Genomic DNA, 22,033 nt, shown 5'->3' on the forward strand with positions numbered 1-22,033 from the left:
CATCACCATCGCTTGCTTTCCTTCATGTGTTACTTCGCCGAGATTCGTACGCCGATGGCCGTCATCACCACGTTGATCACGAACAGGCAGATGAACGCGTAGACGACGGTTTCGTTGACCGCGTTGCCGACGCCCTTGGGCCCGCCCTTGACGGTCAGGCCACGGTAACAGCCGACCAGCCCGGCCATCACGCCGAACAGCAGCGCTTTGACTTCGGCCAAGATCAACTCCCGCAGGCCGGTCAGCACGGTGAGCCCGTTGATGAAGGCACCGGGGTTGACACCCTGCAGGAAGACGGAGAACACATAGCCACCGGACAAACCGATGGCGCACACCAATCCGTTGAGCAGCAATGCGACCAGCGTCGACGCCAAAACCCTTGGCACGACCAGGCGTTGGATCGGGTCGATGCCCAGCACCCGCATCGCGTCGATCTCTTCGCGGATGGTGCGGGCGCCCAGGTCGGCGCAGATTGCGGTGGCGCCGGCGCCGGCGACCACCAGCACGGTCACCACCGGGCCCAGCTGGGTAATGGTGCCGAATGCCGTTCCGGCGCCGGAGAGGTCGGCCGCACCGATTTCGCGCAGCAGGATGTTGAGGGTGAAGGCCACCAGGACTGTGAACGGGATGGAGACCAGCAGGGTGGGGACCAGTGATACCCGGGCAACCATCCAGGTCTGATCGAGGAACTCGCGGAACTGAAACGGGCGCCGGAAAGCAGCGCGGGCGGTATCGATCGACATTTCGAAGAACCCGCCGACGGCCCGGGCCGGAACCGCAAGCTGTTGAATCAACTTGGTTCCCCCGTCTGCTAGGCGGCGAAGCCGATGTGTCCCCTGGGCCCGAGCAGGGGCCGGATGCGGCTTCTGGCGAGCCGGCTCATATTAACCCAGAACGACTTCGCCGTGTCAATGAACAGCACTTTGCATAACGTGCGTTAATTTGGCTGGTTAAACCCCTTCTCGTGCGGTCATTCTGACACAGGTTCTAACTGTCGACGCGGGCCCGACAAGCCCCCGGGCCGCCGTCGAGCCCCTACTGTGCCATCAGACCGGTAGCCGAAAAGCTGCGGTCCGGATCCCGGCCAGCAAAGTAGTCCCGCAAGGTGTCAGTCAGCTGCGCGGGCTCCCACGCCGAGCCGTCCGCGCTGAAACGCCGCTCGACCGTCGGCGCGGCCACCAGCGTCACCTGCGGGCCGTAGACGATGAACAGTTGCCCGTTGACCTCAGCGGCCGCCGGCGATGCCAGAAACTGGACCAGGCTGACCACGTGCTCCGGTGACAACGGGTCGATTTCACCTACTGCGATTTCGGGCTCGGCGCCGAAGACCTCGGCGGTCATCGCGGTGCGGGCCCGCGGGCAGATTGCGTTGGCGCGCACGCCGTAGCGGCCCAGCGCCCGCGCCGCGGACAGGGTGAGCGCGGTGATGCCCGCCTTGGCCGCGCCGTAGTTGGCCTGCCCCGCGGGACCGACCAGCCCCGCCTCCGAGGAGGTGTTGACCAGCCGGGCGTACACCGAGCCGTCCGGGGTGTCTTTGGCTTTCGCGCGCCAGTAGGTGGCCGCGTTACGGGTGAGCAGGAAATGGCCGCGCAGGTGTACCGCGATGACCTGGTCCCAGTCCTCGTCGGACATGTTGAACAGCATCCGGTCGCGGGTGATGCCGGCGTTGTTGACCACGATGTCCAGCCCGCCCAGCCCGTCGGCGGTCGCGACGAGTTCGTCGGCCGTCGCGCGCTGGCTGATGTCGCCGGCGACCGCGACCGCTTTGGCGCCGGTTGCGTTGATCTCGTCGATGACGTCCGAGTTGTGCAGGGCGGCGCCGATGTCGTTGACGACGACGACAGCGCCGAGCCTGGCCAGCCCCACCGCCTCGGCGCGGCCCAGTCCCGCAGCCGCGCCGGTGACCACCGCGACCTTCCCGGACAGATCGTTGGCCCTAGTCAATTTATGAATACCTCTAGTTCGGGTTGTCCGGGTTGTTCTGGGGCCTAGTCCTCGCGAAGCAGGGCGGCCCGCGGACATTCGGCGATCGCCTGCTCGGCCAGGGCCTCTCGGTCCGGCGGAATGGGGTCGAGCTTTACGACGGCATAGTCCTCGTCGTCCAGGTCGAAGATATCCGGTGCAATTCCCAAGCACACCGCGTTACCTTCGCACCGGTCACGGTCCACCTTTACCCGCACGGCATCCTCCCTGAAGCTGGCGCTTTACCTGATCACTCCGTAGCACCACCATAGGGCTGTGGCGCCTCTGACGAAACGGTCGCTGGATTCCCAGACTAGAACGTGTTACAACCGGGAGAACGGATGGGTAGCCGTTCGCGCTCGTTCAGGCGCTCGTTTAGGCGGCCAGTGACGGCATTTGTGTGCACGACGTTCGACCGGAGGCGGCAGGAATGCGCATCAGTTACACACCGGAGCAGGAAGAGCTGCGCCGCGAACTGCGGTCGTACTTCACCACCTTGATGACGCCGGAGCGGCGCGAGGCGCTGAGCTCGATCGGGGGCGAAATCGGCGTCGGGAATGTGTACCGGGAGACGGTCGCACAGATGGGCAAGGACGGCTGGCTCACCCTGAACTGGCCCAAGGAGTACGGTGGCCAGGACCGCTCTCCGATGGACTCGCTGATTTTCGCCGACGAGGCGGCGCTGGCAGGTGCACCGGTGCCGTTCCTCACGATCAACAGCGTCGCGCCGACCATCATGGCCTACGGCACCGACGAGCAGAAGAAGTTCTTCCTGCCGCGCATTGCTGCGGGGGACCTGCATTTCTCGATCGGCTACTCCGAGCCGGGCGCCGGCACCGACCTGGCGAACCTGCGCACCACCGCCGTCCGCGACGGCGACGACTACGTGATCAACGGGCAGAAGATGTGGACCAGCCTGATCCAGTACGCGGACTACGTCTGGCTGGCGGTGCGCACCAATCCGGAGGCCAAGAAGCACCGGGGCATCTCGGTGCTGATCGTGCCGACGACCGCCGACGGGTTCTCCTGGACGCCGGTGCACACCATGGCCGGCCCGGACACCAGCGCCACCTATTACACCGACGTGCGGGTGCCGGTGACCAACCGGGTCGGCGAGGAGAACGGCGGCTGGAAGCTGGTGACCAACCAGCTCAACCACGAGCGGGTCGCGCTGGTGTCGCCGGCTCCGATCTTCCTGTGCCTGCGCGAGGTTCGCGAATGGGCGCAGAACACCAAGGATTCCAGCGGAGCGCGGCTCATCGACTCGGAATGGGTCCAGCTCAACCTGGCCCGGGTGCACGCCAAAGCCGAGGTGCTCAAGCTGATCAACTGGGAGCTCGCGTCGTCTGCGAGCGAGGCGCTGTCCCCGGCCGACGCGTCGGCCGCCAAGGTGTTCGGGACCGAGCTGGCCACCGAGGCCTACCGGCTGCTGATGGAGGTGCTGGGTACCGCGGCGACGCTGCGCCAGGATTCGCCGGGCGTGTTGCTGCGCGGCCGGGTGGAGCGGATGCACCGGGCGTGCCTGATTCTGACCTTCGGTGGCGGCACCAACGAAGTGCAGCGCGACATCATCGGCATGGTCGCGCTCGGCCTGCCCCGGGCCAGCCGCTGATAAGGAGCGCTCATGGATTTCACGACAACCGAAGCCGCGGCCGACCTCGGCGGCCTGGTGGACACCATCGTCGACGCGGTATGCACCCCGCAGCATCAGCGGCAGCTGGACGCGCTGGAGCAACGGTTCGACCGCGAGCTGTGGGACAAGCTGGCCGCCGCCGACATCCTGACCAGCGCTGCCGCGTCGGCTCTGGGCGGTGACGGATTCGGGGTGCTCGAGCAGGTTGCGGTGCTGGTCGCGCTGGGTCACCAGCTGGCCGCGGTGCCCTACCTCGAGTCGGTGGTGCTGGCCGCCGGTGCGCTGGCCCGGTTCGGCTCCGAGGAACTGCAGCAAGGCTGGGGGGTGCCGGCGGTCAGCGGGTCGAAGATCTTGACCGTCGCGCTCGACGGTGAGATGGGCGAGGGCCCAGTGCAGGCCGTTGGCACCGGCGCGGCCTATCGGCTCACCGGCACGCGTACCCAGGTGGGCTACGGCCCGGTCGCGGACGCCTTCCTGGTTGCCGCAGAAACCGATTCCGGCACCGAGGTTTTCCTTGTCGCCGCCGATGACCCGGGGGTGACCGTGACCGCCCTGCACACCACCGGCCTGGGCAGCGTCGGACACCTGACCCTAGACGGTGTTGCGGTGGACGGCTCGCGCCGCGTTGGCGGCAGTGCTGCGGTCTCCTGGCTGCGCACGATATATGCCTTGGGCCGCAGTGCATTTCAGCTCGGCATTCTGGAGCGCGGACTGCAGATGACGGCCGAATACGCCCGTACCCGAGAGCAATTCGACCGCCCGATCGGCAGCTTCCAGGCGGTGGGGCAACGGCTGGCCGACGGTTACATCGACGTCAAGGGGCTGCGGCTGACGCTGACCCAGGCGGCCTGGAAGGTCGCCGAAGATCTGCCGGCCGAGCTCGACGTGGCCTCGGCGGCGTTCTGGGCCGCCGACGCCGGGCACCGGGTGGCGCACACGATCGTGCACGTGCATGGCGGTGTCGGCGTCGACACCGATCACCCGGTGCATCGATACTTTCTGGCGGCCAAGGAGACCGAGTTCGCCCTGGGCGGTGCCACCAGGCAGCTGCGCCAGATCGGGCGTGAGCTGGCAGAGACCCCGGCCTAGTGGCTGGCGTGACTGTAGCGTCACGGTGGGATGCGAACGTGACTGCGGCGTCACGCTCGAGACGAGGAATCCGACGCATTGAGCACTGATCCGACCGTCACCCAACTGCTGGTGCCGTTGGCCGAAATCGCCGACCGGGGTGTTTATTTCGAGGACTCGTTCACCAGTTGGCGAGATCACCTACGGCACGGCGCCGCCATCGCGGCAGCGCTGCGTGAGCGTCTGGACCCCGGGCGTCCGCCGCATGTCGGGGTGCTGCTGCAGAACACCCCGTTCTTCTCGGCGATGTTGGTGGCGGCCGGGATGTCGGGCATCGTTCCGGTGGGCCTCAATCCGGTGCGCCGCGGCGCGGCACTGGCCCGCGACATCCGGCACGCCGACTGTCAGCTCGTGCTCGCCGACTCGGGATCTGTTGCACCGCTGGATGATCTGGATCACGTCAACGTGGATTCCGCCGAATGGACCGCTGAGGTCGCCGCCCAACGGGATGCCGACGTGTGTTTTCAATCCGCCTCACCTGCAAACACTTTCATGTTGATCTACACCTCGGGCACCAGCGGTGACCCGAAGGCGGTGAAGTGCAGTCACAGCAAGGTGGCGATCGCCGGGGTGACCATGACCCAGCGCTTCGGCCTAAGCCGCGACGACGTCTGCTACGTGTCGATGCCGTTGTTCCATTCCAACGCGGTCCTGGTCGGATGGGCGGTGGCGCTGGCATGCCAAGGGTCAATGGCGTTGCGCCGTAAGTTTTCTGCCTCCGGCTTCATGACGGACGTGCGCCGCTACGGCGCGACCTACGCCAACTACGTCGGCAAACCGTTGTCGTACGTGCTTGCCACACCCGAGCAGCCCGACGACGCCGACAACCCGCTGCGGGCGGTGTACGGCAACGAAGGGGTGCCCGGCGACGTCGAGCGTTTCGCGCGCCGATTCGGCTGTGTGGTCATCGACGGGTTCGGTTCGACCGAAGGCGGCGTGGCGATCAGCCGCACACCCGACACTCCGGCCGGTGCGCTGGGACCGCTGCCGGAGGGTATTCAGATCGTCGACCCCGAGACCGGCGAACAGTGCCCACCGGGCGTCGTCGGCGAGTTGGTCAACATCGCCGGGCCCGGTCGCTTCGAGGGCTACTACAACGACGACGCCGCCTCCGCCGAGCGCATGGCCGGCGGCGTCTACCACAGCGGCGACCTGGCCTACCGCGACGAAGCCGGCTATGCCTATTTCGCTGGGCGGCTGGGTGACTGGATGCGAGTCGACGGAGAGAATCTCGGCACGGCACCGATCGAACGGGTGCTGCTGCGCTACCCCGGAGTCGTCGAGGTAGCGGTTTATCCGATACCCGACCCGGTGGTCGGTGACCAGGTGATGGCGGCGGTGGTGATGGCGTCCGGCGTCGACTTCGACGTCGACTCGTTCCGGGCTTTTCTGGCCGAACAGCCCGACCTCGGGCCCAAGCAGTGGCCGTCATACGTCCGGGTGAGCGCGACGCTGCCCCGCACCATGACCTTCAAGGTGCTCAAGCGCCAACTTTCGGCCGACGGTGTCGACTGCGGTGATCCGGTGTGGCCGATACGGCGATAGGCGGTTTATGGGGCGTCGCCAACTCGCAGGTACGCCTTCGACAATGGTGCCCATGACTACCGAGCGGAGCCCGGAACTCGACCAGAGCTTCGAAGATTTCGCTGCCGCCGTGTCCGGAGTGATTGGGCTTGCCGTCGCAGCACCGGGTCGAACCGAGGCATATACGTTGGGCCAATGGTCGACTGGCGTTGCTTGGTCAACGATCAAAGTTCCGTTGGCGATCGCTGCTCTACGTCGCGATCGCAGCCGTGCGAAAGACCCTGCGGTCAAGGCGATCGCCGAATCGGACAATGTGGCCGCGGAGTTGCTGTGGTCGCAACTGGGAGATCCCGCCGACGCGGCGCGGCAGGTGCAAACCGTGCTACGAGAGGCCGGCGACGCGGGCACCGCGGTCGAATCCCGGCGGCTTCGGCCGGATTTCACAGTATTTGGGCAAACGCGGTGGCCGCTGGACAGGCAAGCACAGTTCGCGGCGCGTCTGCCCGCTACCTCCGAGGCGGTCGGTGTTATCGATTTGATGCGCCAGCTCTGCAGCGATCATCGTTGGGGGCTGGCCGCTAAAGGTGTTGCCGCAAAAGGCGGTTGGGGACCGGGCAGCGACGGTGACTATCTGGTTCGGCAATTCGGCTTTTTCCCCACCGAATCCGGGTATGTGGGCGTGGCGTTGGCAGCCCAGACAGCGAAGTTCGAGACCGGCGTGGATGTGCTCAACCGGATGACGGATTGGCTCGTCAACCATTTTCGCGAGCTGACCGGGCAGTGACGAGATGCCGCCCGGTGTTATCCCAACAGTGACGGCACCACCGCGTCGATCAGGTGCGGTCCGGGTTCGGCGAGGGCGGCGCGCAGGGCGTCGGCGAACTCCTCACAGGTGGTGACCCGCCGCGCCGGAACACCCATGCCCTCGGCCATCTTGACGAAATCCATTCTGGGGGGCGAGATGTCGAGAAGATTCAGCGCCTTGGGGCCGGGAGCGGATCCGACGCCGACGCGCTGCAACTCGATCCGCAGGATGTCGTAGGCGCCGTTGTTGTAGATGACGGTGGTGACGTCGAGGTTTTCCCGCGCCTGGGTCCACAACCCCGAAATCGTGTACATCGCCGACCCGTCGGATTGCAGGCACAGTACCGGACGATCGGGAGCGGCGACCGCGGCACCCACCGCCGCCGGGATGCCGTAGCCGATCGCCCCGCCGGTCAGCGTCAGCCAGTCATGGGCCGGCGCCCCGGCGGTGGCTTGTGGCAGCAGCAGACCCGACGTGGTGGATTCGTCGACGACGATCGCCCGATCGGGCATCAGCGCGCCGATCACGTCGGCCGCCGACGCCGACGTCAGCGCACCCGTCGGAAGTTGCGGACGCGACGCGGCCGCCACCGGCGCGCTGGTGCCGGGTGCCAACTCGTCGGCCAGCGCGACCAGGGCGTCCGCTGCTCCCCTGGGCTCGGCGAGCAGATGCACCGCACATCCCGCCGGCACCAGATCGCTGGGCATGCCGGGGTAGGCGAAAAACGACACCGGCGATTTGGCGCCGGCCAGCACCAGATGCTTGGCCCCGTCCAGCTGTGCCGTCGCGGCTTCCGCGAAGTACGCGAGGCGCTCCACGGCGGGCACGCCGGCTCCGCGCTCCAGCCGGGTCGGAAACGTCTCGCACAGCCAGCGCGCCCCGGTGGCCTCGGCGATCCGCGCGGCCGCGGCCAGCCCCGGGCCGCGGGTGGCGTCCCCGCCGATCAGCAACATCACCGGTTCTCCGGAGCGCAACACGTTGGCCACCGACACCAGATCCCTACCGGTCGGCGCCGGCCGCTCCACAACCGGGGCAGCCGGCGCGGCGCCCTCCGACCAGGAGGCATCGGCGGGCAGGATCAGCGTCGAGATCTGCGGAACCAACCGGCTTGCGGCGACCGCGTCGGCGGTATCAGTTCCGACGTCAGCGGCGGCCTGCGTGCGACGCACCCATCCCGACACGCTGCCTGCCAGCGCATCGATGTCGGATTCCAAAGGGGCGTCGTACTTTTTGTGATAGGTCGCGTGGTCACCGACGACGACCACCATCGGCACCCGGGCGCGGCGCGCGTTGTGCAAGTTGGCCAGACCGTTGCCCAGCCCGGGCCCCAGGTGCAGCAGCACCGCCGCCGGCCGGTCGGCGATGCGGGCGTAGCCGTCGGCCGCACCGGTGGCCACACCTTCGAAAAGCGTTAATATGCCTCGCATTTGCGGAACGGTGTCGAGTGCGGCCACGAAGTGCATCTCCGAGGTGCCGGGGTTGGCGAAGCACACGTCGACTCCACCGTCGACCAAGGTGTTGATCAGAGCCTGGGCGCCGTTCATGTTTCCACCTTTCCTCGGGCCAGCCCTGAGAAGACGCGTTCGGCGTTGCGGTGCAGGAAGTCTCGTCGGGCGTCGTCGCTGAGACCGAGTTCGTCGAGGCCCGCCAGGGCATGCGGGTGGGCGATCATCGGATAGTTGGTGCCGAACAGGACTTTGCGTTGTCCGGTAACGGTTTTCATGAAGCTCACCAGCTCTTGCGGCAGCCGCTTGATAGTGTAGGCGGAGGTGTCGATGTAGACGTTCTCGTGCTTGCGGGCCACCGCGACCATCTCCTCGGTCCACGGATAGCCGACATGCCCGCACACGATCACCAGCTCCGGAAAGTCCAGCGCTACCTGATCGATGTAGGGAATCGGGCGTCCGGTTTCCGATGGCCGCAGTGGGCCGGTGTGACCGACCTGGGTGCAGAACGGCACGGCCAGCTCCACGCACTCGGCGAACAACGGGTAGTAGCGACGGTCGGTGGGCGGCGCGTTCCACAGCCAGGGCACCACTCGCAGACCGACGAAACCGTCGTCGCGGACTCGGCGCCGCAATTCCCGAACCGCCGCCATCGGACGGTCCAGGTCGACCGTGGCCAGGCCGGCGAACCTGTCCGGGTGCGCGGCGACCCATGCGGCGACCTCGTCGTTGGAAATCAGGTCCTGTCCGTTGGGACCACGCCACGCGCTGAGCAGGCCGAGGTCGACGTCGGCTGCGTCCATTGCCCCAAGGGTTGCCGCGATCGGGATTTCGGTATCGGGTATGGACCCACCGGTCCAGCGCCGAAGCGAGGCCAACATGTCGCTGCGCAGGAACCGCTGGGTCGGGTGCTGCATCCACACATCGATCGTCATCGCGCTTCGAACTGTAGACGCCCTACCGATGTTGTCGTGCGGAGCGGCAGGGTTCGACCCGCCGCGCCGATCCAGTCGGGCAGTTATCGGGTTTCGACCGCCTGCGGCCAACGACACGACCGGCCGCGCGCACACACCCGACCCGCCGCATGTAGCGCGCCCAAACCAGCCCCATTCAGCTGCCTCAGCTCGGGCAAAGCCGCCGTCGGCCACACCCAAATTACGCCCCAGTAGTCACCTGGCCGGCCGGTGCGTCGTCGGCCGCCCGCGCCTCCGTCTGCTCCTTGGCCCAGCGATAATCCGGCTTGCCGGCAGGTGACCGCTTCACCTCGTCGACGAACCAAACGCTGCGCGGCACTTTGTATCCCGCGATTTGCGAGCGCACAAAGCCGTCCAACTCGGCCAACGACGGGCGGCAGCCGGGCCGGGCCTGCACTACGGCCGCCACCTGCTGGCCGTAGCGGGGATCGGGCACACCGACCACCAGAGCGTCGAAGACGTCGGGATGGCCCTTCAACGCAGCCTCGACCTCTTCGGGATAAATCTTCTCACCGCCGCTGTTGATCGACACGGAGCCTCGGCCCAGCATGGTGACCGTTCCGTCCTCCTCGACCATGGCGTAGTCACCCGGAATCGCATACCGCACACCGTTGATGATCTTGAACGTCTCGGCGGTCTTCCTCTCGTCTTTGTAATAGCCGACCGGAATGTTGCCTTTCTTCGCGAGCATTCCGCGGACCCCGGAACCGGGCTTGACCTCGTTGCCGTCCTCGTCGAGGACGACGGTCCGGTGGTCGATGGTGACTCGCGGTCCTCCGTTCTGCGACGCGCCGGCGGCGACGATGCTGGTACCGCCAAATCCGGTCTCCGACGAACCTATTGAGTCGGTGATAACCCGATTCGGAAGCAGCTCAAGCAGTTTCTCCTTGATGCTCGGCGAGAACAGTGCCGCGGTGCTGGCCAGTAGGAACAGCGACGACAGATCGTAATCATGTTCTCGGTCAAGCGCATCCAGTAATGGCCGGGCCATTGCGTCACCGGTGAAGAACAACAGGTTCACCTTGTGCTTCGCAACCGTGCGCCACACCTCGTCGGCGTTGAATTCCGGTGACAGAACTGTAGTTTGACCGGAGAAGATGGACATCCAGGTGGCCGACTGGGTGGCCCCGTGGATCATCGGCGGAATCGGATACCGGATCATCGGCTGATTAGCGGCGGCGGCACGCGCTAGGTCGTATTCGTCCTCCACGAATTTCCCTGTGGCGAAGTCGGTTCCGCCGAACAGCACCCGGTAGATGTCCTCGTGGCGCCACATCACGCCCTTGGGGAATCCGGTCGTGCCGCCGGTGTAGAGGAGGTAGATGTCATCAGAGCTGCGCTCACCGAAGTCCCGCTCGGGTGAGCCCTGCTCCAGCGCCGCGTGGAACTCGACGCCTCCGTAGCGCTGATAGTCCTTGTCGCTCCCGTCTTCAACGAAGAGGACCGTCTTGACGTTGGGTGTGTCCGGCAGCACGTTGGCGACCCGGTCGGAGTACTGGCGCTCGTGCACCAGCGCAACCATGTCGGAGTTGTCGAAGAGGTACCGAAGTTCACCCTCGACATACCGGTAGTTGACGTTGACCAGAATGGCGCCCGCCTTCACGATGCCGAGCATCGCGATGACGATCTCGTTGCGGTTGCGGCAGTAGAGTCCGACCTTGTCGTCCTTCCGCACTCCGTGGTCGAGCAGGTAGTGCGCCAGGCGGTTGGCTTTCTCCTCGAGTTGGGCGTAGGTCAGCTGCTCATCGCCGCAGATGAGGGCTACCCGGTCAGGCACAGCGTCGATGGCGTGCTCGGCGAGATCGGCAATATTGAGGGCCACGGACCCCAAACTAGAACGTGTTACATTTCTTGACAAGCGAATGCCCGATGTCGAGCGAGAGGCGGTTAGCCGTGCCCCTGGACAACGCCGCAGCACCAGCAAACGAACCCGAACCGGATGCGCTGGTCGAGCGGCGCGGTCACACCCTCATCGTGACCATGAACCGGCCGCACGCCCGCAATGCCCTGAGCAGCGAAATGATGCAGATCATGGTGGAAGCCTGGGACCGCGTCGACAACGATCCCGACATCCGATGCGCCATCCTGACCGGGGCCGGTGGCTACTTCTGCGCCGGCATGGATCTGAAGGCGGCAACCAAGAAGCCGCCGGGTGATTCGTTCAAGGACGGCAGCTACGACCCGTCGCGTATCGACGCCCTGCTCAAAGGCCGACGACTCAGCAAGCCCTTGATCGCCGCCGTGGAAGGTCCCGCGATCGCCGGTGGCACCGAGATCCTGCAGGGCACCGACATCCGCGTCGCCGGCGAAAGCGCCAAGTTCGGCATCTCGGAGGCCAAGTGGAGCCTGTACCCCATGGGCGGCTCGGCGGTGCGACTGGTGCGGCAGATCCCCTACACGGTGGCGTGCGACCTGCTGCTGACCGGACGGCACATCACCGCCGCCGAGGCCAAGGACATGGGCCTGATCGGCTATGTCGTGCCCGACGGGCAGGCCCTGACGAAAGCCCTCGAAATTGCGGGAATCATCGAGAATAACGGCCCGCTCGCCGTGCAGGCGATTCTGCGAACCATCCGGGAGACCGAGGGCATGGCCGAAAACGACGCGTTCACGATCGACACCCAGATCGGCATCAAGGTGTTCCTGTCCGACGACGCCAAGGAAGGCCCGAAGGCGTTCGCCGAAAAGCGCAAGCCCAACTTCCAGAACCGCTAACTCCCCGTCGCCGAGCGTGTTCTGTTTGCGAAAATTCGGCCAAATTTTGACGGCCAGAACACGCTCGACGGCCTTGTCGGTACCTCGCGTCACACTGCTAGTCCGTGACCGGACCTTTCATCGGCAGCGAAGCCCTCGCATCGGGTGCGCTGACGCCGTATCGGCTGCGTAGCCGTTACGTCGCGATCCATCCCGACGTATACGTCCCGCCCGGCACGGACCTCACCGCCACGACACGCGCTCATGCCGCCTGGCTGTGGTCGCGACGGCGCGGCGTCATCGCGGGCCACTCGGCTTCGGCACTACATGGCGCCAAATGGGTCGACCATCGAGCACCGGCCCGATTACTCTATGACCACCGCCGGCCGCCGAGCGGCATCCTGACGTGGTCGAGCGCCGTCGCCAGTGACGAGATCCAGCTCGTACGCGGCCTACAGGTAACCACCCCAGCCCGCACTGCCCTCGACCTCGCCTGCCGAAATCCGGTCGGCACAGCGGTTGCGGCTATCGACTCGCTCGCCAGAGCAACCAGGCTCCGGGTCGCCGATACCGAATTGCTGGCCGGACGCTACAACGGGCACCGCAACATCCGGCGTGCCCGCAGCGCACTCAAGCTGGTCGACGCGGGTGCCGAGTCACCGCGCGAGACTTGGCTGCGGTTGCTGCTCATCGACGCTGGCTATCCTGCGCCGAAGACCCAGATCGTGGTTTACGGAGAGTACGGCGAGGCTGTCGCCGTACTCGACATGGGCTGGAAGGACATCAAAGTCGCGGTCGAGTACGAGGGTGACCAGCACCGCACCGATCGCAGGCAATTCAACAAGGACATCGCGCGTTTCGAAGCACTAACCGAGCTGGGCTGGATCGTGGTGCGGGTCACCGTCGAGGACGTGCCAGGCGGCATCCTGCGACGGGTGGCAGTCGCCTGGGCCCGCCGAGCGTGAAGTCACCGAGAGAATCCGCGAGCCAAAATCTCGCGCTGACAACACGTTCGGCAGACAACGCAAGGACATCTCAACTCAGCGGCGCACTAGGAGTGAACACCACCGGCATCGACTCCAGGCCGCTGACGAAGTTCGCCGGCCGCAGCGGCAACGCCGCATCCGATGACGCCAGCCGCAGGTCGGGCAGCCGCCGCAGCAACCGCTCCGTCATCAACGATAGCTCCAAGCGCGCCAATTGGTTGCCCAGGCAGAAATGGGTGCCAAAGCCGAACGCCAAGTGACTGTTCGGGTTTCGCTGAATGTCGAATCGCTCGGCATCCGGGAACACCGCTTCGTCGAAGTTGGCCGACTCGAACAAGAGCATCATCTTCTCGCCCGCATGCAACGCCGTGCCGTGAAAATCCGTATCGCGAGTCAACATTCGGCACATGTTCTTCACCGGCGCCGTCCAGCGCAGCATCTCCTCAACCGCCGAGGGCACCAACGACGGGTCGGCCACCAGCAAATCCCACTGATCGCGGTTGCGCAACAGCTGCTCGGTACCCCCACTCAAGGTATGCCGCGTGGTCTCGTCGCCGCCGATCAGGATCAGCAGCGTCTCCATCACCAGCTCGTCGTCACTCAGCCGCTCCCCGTCGACCTCGGAGCTCACCAGCACACTGACCAGATCATCGGTCGGCTCCGCACGACGCGCGGCAATAGTCCCCCGGGTGAAGTCGTTGTAGGCCGCGAAGGCGTCCATGCTGACCTGAAAATCCTCTTGCGACACATGGGAACTCAGAAACGTCACCAGATCGTCCGACCAGCGCAAGAACATGTCCCGCTGCTCCGGGCGCACCCCGAGCATGTCGCCGATCACCGCCATCGGCAGCGGCGCGGCAAGATCCCGTACGAAGTCACATTCACCACGTTCGCACACCGCGTCGATCAGCGTGTCACACAACGCCCCGATCGAGGCCTCTTTGTCTTTCACCCGCTTGCGGGTAAAGCCGGCGTTAACCAGCTTGCGCCGCAACAGATGTGCCGGGTCGTCCATGTCGATCATCATCGGCATCGCCGGCTGGTCGGGACGGATACCGCCGGCGTTCGAGAACAGCTCGGGCTGCCGTTCGGCGTCGATCACCGCCTGATAGGTCGACGCCGCGGCCAGTCCGTTGCGGTCGCGGAACACCGGCTCATGCGCACGCATCCACCGGTACGCCACCCGCGCCTCACGACTGGCGTAGAAGGTCCCGTCGGTCAGATCGACGTCTGGCCTATCAACGGCTTCAGTCATGCCAGTCCTCCGCATTACAGTGAGCGTCATGCCTGTCTCGCAACACACCATCGCCGGCACGGTGCTCACCATGCCGGTCCGTATCCGCACAGCGAATATGCACTCGGCGATGTTCTCGGTGCCCGCCGCGCCGACCCAAAAACTCATCGACTACAGCGGGCTTAGGGTGTGCGAATATCTGCCGGGCAAAGCGATCGTCATGCAGATGCTGGTGCGCTACGTCGACGGCGATCTCGGCCAGTACCACGAGTACGGCACCGCGGTCATGGTCAATCCGCCCGGCAGCCGAGCCCGACGAGCCCGTGGTCCCCGGGCCCTGGCGAAAGCCGCGGCGTTCATCCACCACCTGCCGGTCGACCAGTCCTTCACCCTCGAGGCCGGTCGCACCATCTGGGGCTTCCCGAAGATCATGGCGGACTTCAACGTTCGCGAAGACGCCAAATTCGGCTTCGACGTCAGCGCCGACGGGCAGCTCATCGCCGACATGGAGTTCAGCAACGGAGTGCCGCTGCCGACACGAGGTTCGCAGGTGCTCAAGGCCTATTCCCACCAAGACGGTGTCACCCGGGAAATCCCGTGGGAGATGAAGATATCGGGCCTGCGGGCCCGCCTCGGCGGTGCCCGGCTGCGCCTCGGTGACCACCCTTACGCCAAGGAACTCGCCTCGCTGGGCCTGCCTAAGCGGGCACTGGCGTCGCAATCGGCGGACAACGTGGAGATGACCTTCGGCGACGCGCACGCCATCTGAACCCACCCGGTCAATCTAGAACGCGTTCTAATCGTCTGGCAAGAACCGCCCTAAACCAGCCCGGCAAGGTCGCGGACCTGCTCAACGCTGCGGGCGCTGACCACCATCATGGTCACGCCGGCAGCCTCCCAGGCCACGATCTGCTTACGCACGTAGTCGAGATCGCCGACGATCATGGCGTCGTCGACGAGCTCGTCGGGGATCACCGCCGCGGCCTCGTCCTTCCGCCCGGACCGGAACAGCTTGGTCACGTCGTCGACAATCTCGGCGTAGCCCATCCGGCGATAGACGTCGGCGTGGAAGTTGGTGTCCTCGGCGCCCATCCCGCCCATGTAGAGGGCCAGGAACGGCTTGATTCCGGTGAACGCCGCCGCGCGGTCTTCGGTGACAACGATCTGCGCCGTCGCGCAGATCTCGAAATCCGCACGGCTGCGGCGGGCGCCGGGCCGGGCAAAACCCTCGTCGAGCCATTCGTTGTACATGCCGGCCATCCGGGGCGAATAGAAAATCGGCAGCCAGCCGTCGCAGATCTCGGCGGCCAGCGCCACGTTCTTCGGCCCCTCCGCACCCAGCATGATCGGGATGTCGGCACGCAGCGGATGAGTGATGGGCTTCAACGCCTTGCCCAGCCCGGTGGTCCCCGAGCCGGTCAGCGGCAGCGGATAGTGCGGGCCGTCGCTGGTCACCGGTTTCTCGCGGGCCCATACCTGGCGCACGATGTCGATGTACTCCCGGGTGCGGGCCAGCGGCTTGGGGAACGGCTGGCCGTACCAGCCCTCGACCACCTGTGGGCCGGACACGCCGAGCCCCAGAATGTGACGGCCACCGGACAGATGATCCAACGTCAGCGCCGCCATCGCGCACGCCGTCGGGGTGCGCGCGGACAACTGGACCACCGAGGTGCCCAGCCGCAGCCGCCGCGTGGCCGAACCCCACCAGGCCAGCGGGGTGTAGGCGTCGGAGCCCCACGCCTCGGCGGTGAACACGGCGTCGAACCCGGCGTCCTCGGCCGCGGCGACGAGTTCCGCAGCGTTCTGCGGAGGCTCAGCGCCCCAGTACCCCAGCTGTAGGCCCAGCTTCATCCTTGCCTCCTTGCTGCCTTCTTGCTCAGATAGTTAGAACCTGTTCTACTCGAAGGCGTGACAGCCACCTCGAGCCGCCCGACCTTGATCGATCATCGTGAGCCGCCTCTCTCCGCGCCGTTGACTTTGTCGTTCGACTACACCCGTTCGGTCGGTCCCACGCTGAGCAAGTTCTTCACCGCGCTGCGTGAGCGCCGCATTCTGGGCGTTCGCGGATCCGATGGCCGGGTGCACGTGCCACCCGCCGAATACGACCCGGTGACCTACGAACCGCTGACCGAGATGGTACCGGTGTCGGATGTCGGCACCGTCGCATCCTGGACCTGGCAGCCGGAGCCGTTGCCGGGCCAGCCGCTGGACCGCCCGTTTGCCTGGGCGCTGATCAAGCTGGACGGCGCCGACACCCTGCTGATGCATGCTGTCGACGTAGGATCCGCGGGCGAACCGGACAAGATCAGAACCGGCGCCCGGGTGCATGTGCACTGGGCCGACGAGACCGTGGGCGCCATCACCGACATCGCCTACTTCGCGCTGGGCGGCGAATCCGAACCTGTTCCGGAAGCACCAGCCGACCAGGACCCGGTCACCATGATCGTCACCCCGATAGAGATGACGATCCAGCACACCGCATCCCACGAGGAGAGCGCGTATCTGCGCGCTATCGCCGAGGGCAAGCTGCTGGGCGCCCGGACTAGGAGCGATAGCGGGGAAAAGGGAAAGGTCTATTTCCCACCGCACGGCGCCGACCCGGCCACCGGCCAGCCGACCACCGAGTTCGTCGAGCTGCCGGACAAGGGCACGGTGACGACGTTCGCGATCATCAACATCCCGTTCATGGGTCAGCGGATCAAACCGCCTTACGTGGCGGCCTACGTGTTGCTCGACGGCGCCGATATCCCGTTCCTGCATTTGGTTTCCGACGTCGACGCGCACGAGGTGCGGATGGGGATGCGGGTCGAGGCGGTGTGGAAACCTCGCCAAGAGTGGGGATTCGGCATCGACAACATCCAGTACTTCCGGCCCACCGGAGAACCGGACGCCGACTACGACACCTACAAACACCACCTGTAAAGGCCTAACTGCATATGAGCGCTCGCAATGTCGCGGTGGTCGGCTTCGCCCACGCGCCGCACGTTCGCCGCACCGACGGCACCACCAACGGCGTCGAGATGTTGATGCCGTGCTTCGCCCAGCTCTACGAAGAGCTCGGCATCACCAAGGCCGACATCGGCTTCTGGTGTTCAGGATCCTCCGATTACCTTGCTGGACGGGCGTTTTCGTTCATCTCGGCAATCGATTCGATCGGCGCCGTACCGCCGATCAACGAATCGCACGTCGAGATGGACGCCGCATGGGCACTGTATGAGGCCTACATCAAAATCCTGACCGGCGAAGTCGACACGGCGCTGGTGTACGGCTTCGGCAAGTCCTCCGCCGGAACCCTGCGGCGCGTCCTGTCCCGCCAGACCGACCCCTACACCGTCGCGCCGCTATGGCCGGATTCGGTGTCCATGGCCGGATTACAGGCCCGCCTCGGGCTCGACTCCGGTAAGTGGAGCGAATCGCAGATGGCGCGTGTGGCTTTCGACTCCTTCACCAATGCCCGCCGGGTGGACTCCGTCGAGCCCCCGGTCAGCATGGACGACTTGCTGGAGCGGCCGTACTTCGCCGACCCGCTGCGCCGCCACGACATCGCGCCGATCACCGATGGCGCCGCGGCGATCGTCCTCGCAGCCGACGACCGCGCCCGGGAGTTGCGGGAAAACCCGGCGTGGATAACGGGCATCGAACATCGCATCGAGTCGCCGTCGCTGGGCGTGCGCAATCTCACCGAGTCACCGTCGACAAGAAGCGCGGCCAAGGCGGCCACCGGTGGCAAGACCCGCAACATCGACGTGGCCGAGATTTGCGCGCCGTTCACCCACCAGCAGCTGATCCTCGCCGAGGCCATCGGTATTCCCGGCAAGACGAAAATCAATCCGTCCGGCGGTGCGCTGGCGGCCAACCCGATGTTCGTCGCCGGCCTGGAACGCATCGGCTTCGCCGCCCAACATATCTGGGACGGCTCGGCCCGCCGGGTGCTGGCGCATGCGACCAGTGGGCCTGCGTTGCAACAGAACCTGGTCGCCGTCATGGAAGGAAGAAACTGATGGCCGGAGCAGGAGCACAGCTGGCCGCGGTACTGGGCACCGGTCAGACCAAGTACGTCGCCAAGCGCCAGGACGTCTCGATGAACGGCCTGGTGCGCGAGGCCATCGACCGGGCCCTGGAAGATTCCGGGTCCACCTTCGATGACATCGACGCCGTCGTGGTGGGCAAGGCGCCCGACTTCTTCGAAGGCGTCATGATGCCCGAACTGTTCATGGCCGATGCCGTGGGCGCCACCGGCAAGCCCATGATCCGGGTGCACACCGCGGGCTCGGTCGGCGGATCCACCGGAGTGGTGGCGGCCAGCCTGGTGCAGTCCGGCAAGTACCGCCGGGTGCTGGCCATGGCTTGGGAGAAGCAGTCGGAGTCCAATGCCATGTGGGCACTGTCGATTCCGATTCCCTTCATCAAGCCGGTCGGTGCCGGCGCCGGTGGTTACTTCGCTCCGCACGTGCGCGCCTATATCCGACGCTCCGGAGCGCCGACGCACATCGGGGCCATGGTGGCCGTCAAGGACCGGCTCAACGGCAGCCGTAATCCGTTGGCGCACCTGCAGCAGCCCGACATCACCCTGGAGAAGGTGATGGAGTCGCCCATGCTGTGGGACCCGATTCGCTATGACGAGACCTGTCCCTCCTCCGATGGCGCCTGCGCCGTGGTGATCGGCAATGAGGAGATCGCCGACGCAAAGGTGGCGCAAGGGCAGCCGGTGGCGTGGATCCATGCCACCGCGTTGCGCACCGAACCGCTGGCCTATGCGGGTCGCGACCAGGTGAGCCCGCAGGCCGGCCGCGACGCCGCCGCAGCGCTGTGGAAGGCGGCGGGCATCACCAACCCGATCGACGAAATCGATGCCGCCGAAATCTACGTGCCGTTCTCCTGGTTCGAGCCGATGTGGTTGGAGAACCTCGGGTTTGCCGCCGAGGGCGAGGGCTGGAAGCTCACCGAAGCCGGTGAAACCGCCATCGGCGGACGGTTACCGGTCAACCCCTCCGGGGGGGTGATGTCCTCCAACCCGATCGGCGCCTCCGGCCTGATCCGGTTTGCCGAGGCGGCCATCCAGGTGATGGGCAAGGGCGGCGACCACCAGGTTCCGAATGCGCGAAAGGCTTTGGGGCACGCCTACGGTGGTGGCTCGCAGTACTTCTCGATGTGGGTGGTGGGCTCTGAAAAGCCGGTCAAGCCGTGACCCGGATGAAGTACACCTGCAGTGTCGTGATGGCGCCGGTCGACCAGTTGGTCGGCATCGCCAAGACCGCCGAAGAAGTCGGGTTCGATTCGATCGCCTTGCCCGATTCGCTGTTTTTCATGGAGAAGGCGGCCGCCGATTATCCGTACACCCCCGACGGGTCGCGGATGTGGGACGAGAACGCCCCGTGGGTGGACCCGCTGATCGCCGCCGCCGCGATGGGGTCGGCCACCTCGACATTGCGGTTCTACACCCACGTGTTGAAGCTCGGCTCCCGCCAGCCGCTGCTACTGGCGCGCCAGGTCGGCTCGGTGGCCAATCTGACCAACAACCGCTTCGGCTTCGGCATCGGAATCGGTTGGGCGCCTGAGGAATTCGAATGGTGCGGGGTGCCGTTTAAGCGCCGCGGCGCCCGCGTCGACGAGATGATCGAGGTGATCAAGCTGGTGCTCGGCGGCGGCATGGTCGAATTCCACGGCGAATTCTTCGACTTCGATCGCCTGCAGATGAGCCCGGCCCCCAGCCTTCCGGTGCCGTTTTACGTCGGCGGGCACACCGACGTGGCACTGCGGCGGGCCGCCCGCGTCGGTGACGGCTGGACCACCGCGATGATGACCAGCGCGCAACTTGCCGAAACCATCGGCCGTCTCAATGTGCTGCGCAGCGATTACGGCCGAGCCGACCAGCCGTTCGAGGTCCAGGCAGTCTGTATCGACAAGTTCGGGGTCGACGGTCACCGCGAACTTGCCGAGATGGGGGTCACCGACAACATCGTGGTGCCCTGGGTGTTCGACGGCCTGGGCTTCGATGCGCCGCTCGAGAAGAAGCAGGACTCGCTGAAACGCTTTGCGGACACCTATATCCACTCCGGTTGGCAGGACGCATGACCCAGAAGCACCCCGCACACGAGGCCGGCCGTCGCTCCCGGGAGGCGGTTCAAGCCCGGGACAAACAGGCCTGGCTGGCGGTATTCGCCGACGACGCCGTCGTCGAAGACCCCATCGGCCCATCGGCTTTCGACCCCGAAGGCACGGGCCACCGCGGCCGCGACGCGATATCGGCGTTCTGGGACAAGGCCATCGCGCCCACCACCAGGATCGAGTTCTTCTTCCGCGACACCTTCCAATGCGGCAACGAGGAAGCCAACGTCGGGCACATCCTGATCACGATGGGCGACCACCAGATCACCACCGAAGGCGTATTCACCTACAAAGCCAACGACGACGGACAGCTGGTGGCCCTGCGGGCCTACTGGGAGATGGACCGCGCCGCCGCAACCGCCAAAAAAATCTAGGCCAAGCCTCCCCGTCACGCCTACACTTTCAGACGTGCCTACTGAGCTGCGTTACGAGCGCTGGTTTCTCCCCTTCTCGGTACCGCTCGGCTGTGGGCCCAAGCGCAGCGAGGTGCGCATCCAGGACGGCACCCTGCGCGTCAAGTTCGGCTGGGGCTTCAACGCCGAGATCCCCTTGGCGTCCATCAAAGACGCCAAGCCGAACAACGACCGGGTGTATTCCTGGGGGCGCACGGATTCCGGGGCCGCTGGCTGGTCAACGGCTCCTCCAGGGGCATCGTCGAGCTGACCATCGACCCGCCCACGCGGGCAAAGGTCATGGGCGTGCCCGTCACGCTGAAAACGTTGTATGTCAGTGTCACCGACCCCGACGCATTGATCGCGGAAGTCAGCGGCAAGGCCTGACACCGGTCGGCAGTTCATCTGCCGACGCTCGGCTTTGGCGCCAGCGGCTCGAGTCCCCGCCAGGGCTGCCCGGCTCAACTTGCTCTTTGGGTAGCGCCCATGCGGGTAATGTCCAGGTGTCGCGATCAAAATGCTGGTGAGGGAGCTGGCTGTGGACGCAAGGGAATTCAGGCGTAACAGGCTGTTGAACCAGCGCACCCCGGCTATCGCGGGCGTCGCCGTAGTCCTCGTGGCGATCCTCGCAGTTGTTGGGCACCTGGGCTTCTTCCATACCTCATCAAAGGAGGCCGCGCCCAGCCAGGCCGGTCCGTCGACCGTTCCAGCCGCTCCCAAACAGGTTGTGCTGCCGCTCGAGGTGGGCGATCCCGACGGGGTGGCGGTGGACCACAAAGGCGGCGTCTATCTCGCAGACTTGACCAACAACCGGGTGTTGAAGCTGGAGGCCGGCTCGAACACCCCATCGACGCTGCCCTTCACCGACCTCAACTTCCCGTACGGCGTGGCAGTCGACAATGCGGGCAACGTCTACGTGACCGACTTTCACAAACGCGTGGTGAAACTGTTGACAAACTAACGAGATTCGCTGCCCCCGGGTCAGGCCGACTGTGAAACCCGCTCAGACTAAGTGGTCTCGCCCGGAAGTCCGTCGGGGGTTAGGTCCAGGCGGTCGGATCGCCGAGATAGAGACCGCAGGCGGTGTCGAGCGCGTCCTCGGGTGCGCCAGCGAATTGACCGGTGGACAGAACAGAATCCTGGTAACC

Annotated in this window: 21 protein-coding genes and 1 pseudogene; 14 read left to right on the forward strand and 8 right to left on the reverse strand. The window is 65.8% G+C overall.

Going from position 1 to position 22,033, the window contains the following annotated elements:
- Window positions 1-29: 29 nt before the first annotated feature.
- The 3 genes from EET03_RS24330 to EET03_RS24340 form a co-directional block, all read right to left on the reverse strand.
- Window positions 30-794, reverse strand: a complete 765-nt coding sequence (locus EET03_RS24330) for an MlaE family ABC transporter permease (RefSeq protein ID WP_063470958.1) — start codon at window positions 792-794, stop codon at window positions 30-32.
- 241 nt (window positions 795-1,035) lie between these two features.
- Window positions 1,036-2,022, reverse strand: a complete 987-nt coding sequence (locus tag EET03_RS24335; protein WP_082274755.1) for a 3-oxoacyl-ACP reductase — start codon at window positions 2,020-2,022, stop codon at window positions 1,036-1,038.
- Entirely contained in the window at window positions 1,989-2,180 is a 192-nt protein-coding gene (locus tag EET03_RS24340; RefSeq protein WP_036395462.1) for a ferredoxin, read from the reverse strand. The genes EET03_RS24335 and EET03_RS24340 overlap by 34 nt, the downstream gene beginning before the upstream one ends.
- Window positions 2,181-2,392: 212 nt before the next feature.
- Here EET03_RS24340 and EET03_RS24345 point away from each other — a divergent pair, with 212 nt between their 5' ends.
- The 4 genes from EET03_RS24345 to EET03_RS24360 all read left to right on the forward strand — a co-directional run bounded on the left by EET03_RS24345 (window position 2,393) and on the right by EET03_RS24360 (window position 7,031).
- Entirely contained in the window at window positions 2,393-3,574 is a 1,182-nt protein-coding gene (locus EET03_RS24345) for an acyl-CoA dehydrogenase (RefSeq protein WP_063470956.1), read from the forward strand.
- Between the two features lie 12 nt (window positions 3,575-3,586).
- Window positions 3,587-4,684, forward strand: coding sequence for an acyl-CoA dehydrogenase family protein (locus tag EET03_RS24350; protein ID WP_075543769.1), 1,098 nt, complete (start codon window positions 3,587-3,589; stop codon window positions 4,682-4,684).
- 78 nt (window positions 4,685-4,762) lie between these two features.
- Window positions 4,763-6,268, forward strand: a complete 1,506-nt coding sequence (gene fadD17, locus EET03_RS24355; protein ID WP_075543770.1) for a long-chain-fatty-acid--CoA ligase FadD17 — start codon at window positions 4,763-4,765, stop codon at window positions 6,266-6,268.
- A gap of 52 nt (window positions 6,269-6,320) precedes the next feature.
- Window positions 6,321-7,031 carry a serine hydrolase family protein gene (locus EET03_RS24360; protein WP_075543791.1) on the forward strand — a complete coding sequence of 237 codons (711 nt, stop codon included), beginning with the start codon at window positions 6,321-6,323 and terminating at the stop codon, window positions 7,029-7,031.
- Window positions 7,032-7,048: 17 nt separating this feature from the next.
- Here the strand turns inward: EET03_RS24360 and EET03_RS24365 are convergent, their stop codons facing one another.
- The 3 genes from EET03_RS24365 to EET03_RS24375 form a co-directional block, all read right to left on the reverse strand.
- Complete coding sequence (locus EET03_RS24365; protein WP_075543771.1) at window positions 7,049-8,596, reverse strand: acetolactate synthase large subunit; 1,548 nt, start codon at window positions 8,594-8,596, stop codon at window positions 7,049-7,051.
- Window positions 8,593-9,432 carry an amidohydrolase family protein gene (locus tag EET03_RS24370; RefSeq protein ID WP_075543772.1) on the reverse strand — a complete coding sequence of 280 codons (840 nt, stop codon included), beginning with the start codon at window positions 9,430-9,432 and terminating at the stop codon, window positions 8,593-8,595. Before EET03_RS24370 ends, EET03_RS24365 begins: the two co-directional genes overlap by 4 nt.
- Before the next feature lie 220 nt (window positions 9,433-9,652).
- On the reverse strand, window positions 9,653-11,302 hold the full coding sequence (locus EET03_RS24375; RefSeq protein ID WP_075543773.1) for an acyl-CoA synthetase: 1,650 nt from the start codon (window positions 11,300-11,302) through the stop codon (window positions 9,653-9,655).
- A 149-nt stretch (window positions 11,303-11,451) separates the two neighbouring features.
- Here EET03_RS24375 and EET03_RS24380 point away from each other — a divergent pair, with 149 nt between their 5' ends.
- Both EET03_RS24380 and EET03_RS24385 read left to right on the forward strand, forming a co-directional pair.
- On the forward strand, window positions 11,452-12,186 hold the full coding sequence (locus tag EET03_RS24380; RefSeq protein WP_244232515.1) for a crotonase/enoyl-CoA hydratase family protein: 735 nt from the start codon (window positions 11,452-11,454) through the stop codon (window positions 12,184-12,186).
- Between the two features lie 104 nt (window positions 12,187-12,290).
- Window positions 12,291-13,130, forward strand: coding sequence for a PDDEXK family nuclease (locus EET03_RS24385; RefSeq protein ID WP_075543775.1), 840 nt, complete (start codon window positions 12,291-12,293; stop codon window positions 13,128-13,130).
- A 70-nt stretch (window positions 13,131-13,200) separates the two neighbouring features.
- Here EET03_RS24385 and EET03_RS24390 read toward each other — a convergent pair whose 3' ends face one another.
- Window positions 13,201-14,406 (reverse strand): cytochrome P450, encoded by a 1,206-nt coding sequence (locus tag EET03_RS24390; protein WP_075543776.1) that lies wholly within the window; start codon window positions 14,404-14,406, stop codon window positions 13,201-13,203.
- A gap of 28 nt (window positions 14,407-14,434) precedes the next feature.
- On the opposite strand from EET03_RS24390, the gene EET03_RS24395 reads away from it, so the two are divergent.
- Complete coding sequence (locus tag EET03_RS24395; protein ID WP_075543792.1) at window positions 14,435-15,154, forward strand: acetoacetate decarboxylase family protein; 720 nt, start codon at window positions 14,435-14,437, stop codon at window positions 15,152-15,154.
- A 50-nt stretch (window positions 15,155-15,204) separates the two neighbouring features.
- On the opposite strand, the gene EET03_RS24400 is transcribed toward EET03_RS24395, so the two are convergent.
- On the reverse strand, window positions 15,205-16,236 hold the full coding sequence (locus EET03_RS24400) for an LLM class F420-dependent oxidoreductase (RefSeq protein ID WP_075543777.1): 1,032 nt from the start codon (window positions 16,234-16,236) through the stop codon (window positions 15,205-15,207).
- A 57-nt stretch (window positions 16,237-16,293) separates the two neighbouring features.
- Between EET03_RS24400 and EET03_RS24405 the strand changes: the two genes are divergently transcribed.
- From EET03_RS24405 to EET03_RS33130, 7 genes and pseudogenes are all read left to right on the forward strand, one after another.
- The gene (locus EET03_RS24405; protein ID WP_075543778.1) at window positions 16,294-17,307 is read left to right on the forward strand and encodes a Zn-ribbon domain-containing OB-fold protein; all 1,014 of its coding nucleotides are present in this window, start codon (window positions 16,294-16,296) and stop codon (window positions 17,305-17,307) included.
- A 14-nt stretch (window positions 17,308-17,321) separates the two neighbouring features.
- Window positions 17,322-18,386: a thiolase domain-containing protein gene (locus EET03_RS24410; RefSeq protein ID WP_063471325.1), complete on the forward strand. Its 1,065-nt coding sequence runs from the start codon at window positions 17,322-17,324 to the stop codon at window positions 18,384-18,386.
- Window positions 18,386-19,573, forward strand: a complete 1,188-nt coding sequence (locus tag EET03_RS24415) for a thiolase domain-containing protein (RefSeq protein ID WP_075543779.1) — start codon at window positions 18,386-18,388, stop codon at window positions 19,571-19,573. The genes EET03_RS24410 and EET03_RS24415 overlap by 1 nt, the downstream gene beginning before the upstream one ends.
- A gap of 5 nt (window positions 19,574-19,578) precedes the next feature.
- On the forward strand, window positions 19,579-20,460 hold the full coding sequence (locus EET03_RS24420; protein ID WP_075543793.1) for a TIGR03619 family F420-dependent LLM class oxidoreductase: 882 nt from the start codon (window positions 19,579-19,581) through the stop codon (window positions 20,458-20,460).
- Window positions 20,457-20,867 carry a nuclear transport factor 2 family protein gene (locus EET03_RS24425; protein WP_075543780.1) on the forward strand — a complete coding sequence of 137 codons (411 nt, stop codon included), beginning with the start codon at window positions 20,457-20,459 and terminating at the stop codon, window positions 20,865-20,867. The genes EET03_RS24420 and EET03_RS24425 overlap by 4 nt, the downstream gene beginning before the upstream one ends.
- 34 nt (window positions 20,868-20,901) lie before the next feature.
- Window positions 20,902-21,272: pseudogene (locus tag EET03_RS24430) on the forward strand (hypothetical protein).
- 184 nt (window positions 21,273-21,456) lie between these two features.
- Complete coding sequence (locus EET03_RS33130) at window positions 21,457-21,846, forward strand: NHL repeat-containing protein (RefSeq protein ID WP_425271557.1); 390 nt, start codon at window positions 21,457-21,459, stop codon at window positions 21,844-21,846.
- The last annotated feature ends 187 nt before the right edge of the window (window positions 21,847-22,033 follow it).

It is taken from the genome of Mycobacterium innocens (genome assembly GCF_900566055.1).
GTDB lineage: Bacteria > Actinomycetota > Actinomycetes > Mycobacteriales > Mycobacteriaceae > Mycobacterium > Mycobacterium innocens.

Excerpts from the sequence above, each read along its gene's own strand:
- EET03_RS24335 (WP_082274755.1), bottom strand. The coding sequence starts at position 2,022 with ATGTCCGCGGGCCGCCCTGCTTCGCGAGGACTAGGCCCCAGAACAACC.
- EET03_RS24345 (WP_063470956.1), top strand. The coding sequence starts at position 2,393 with ATGCGCATCAGTTACACACCGGAGCAGGAAGAGCTGCGCCGCGAACTG.
- EET03_RS24350 (WP_075543769.1), top strand. The coding sequence starts at position 3,587 with ATGGATTTCACGACAACCGAAGCCGCGGCCGACCTCGGCGGCCTGGTG.
- EET03_RS24360 (WP_075543791.1), top strand. The coding sequence starts at position 6,321 with ATGACTACCGAGCGGAGCCCGGAACTCGACCAGAGCTTCGAAGATTTC.
- EET03_RS24365 (WP_075543771.1), bottom strand. The coding sequence starts at position 8,596 with ATGAACGGCGCCCAGGCTCTGATCAACACCTTGGTCGACGGTGGAGTC.
- EET03_RS24370 (WP_075543772.1), bottom strand. The coding sequence starts at position 9,432 with ATGACGATCGATGTGTGGATGCAGCACCCGACCCAGCGGTTCCTGCGC.
- EET03_RS24380 (WP_244232515.1), top strand. The coding sequence starts at position 11,452 with ATGAACCGGCCGCACGCCCGCAATGCCCTGAGCAGCGAAATGATGCAG.
- EET03_RS24390 (WP_075543776.1), bottom strand. The coding sequence starts at position 14,406 with ATGACTGAAGCCGTTGATAGGCCAGACGTCGATCTGACCGACGGGACC.
- EET03_RS24395 (WP_075543792.1), top strand. The coding sequence starts at position 14,435 with ATGCCTGTCTCGCAACACACCATCGCCGGCACGGTGCTCACCATGCCG.
- EET03_RS24400 (WP_075543777.1), bottom strand. The coding sequence starts at position 16,236 with ATGAAGCTGGGCCTACAGCTGGGGTACTGGGGCGCTGAGCCTCCGCAG.
- EET03_RS24410 (WP_063471325.1), top strand. The coding sequence starts at position 17,322 with ATGAGCGCTCGCAATGTCGCGGTGGTCGGCTTCGCCCACGCGCCGCAC.
- EET03_RS24415 (WP_075543779.1), top strand. The coding sequence starts at position 18,386 with ATGGCCGGAGCAGGAGCACAGCTGGCCGCGGTACTGGGCACCGGTCAG.
- EET03_RS24420 (WP_075543793.1), top strand. The coding sequence starts at position 19,579 with ATGAAGTACACCTGCAGTGTCGTGATGGCGCCGGTCGACCAGTTGGTC.
- EET03_RS24425 (WP_075543780.1), top strand. The coding sequence starts at position 20,457 with ATGACCCAGAAGCACCCCGCACACGAGGCCGGCCGTCGCTCCCGGGAG.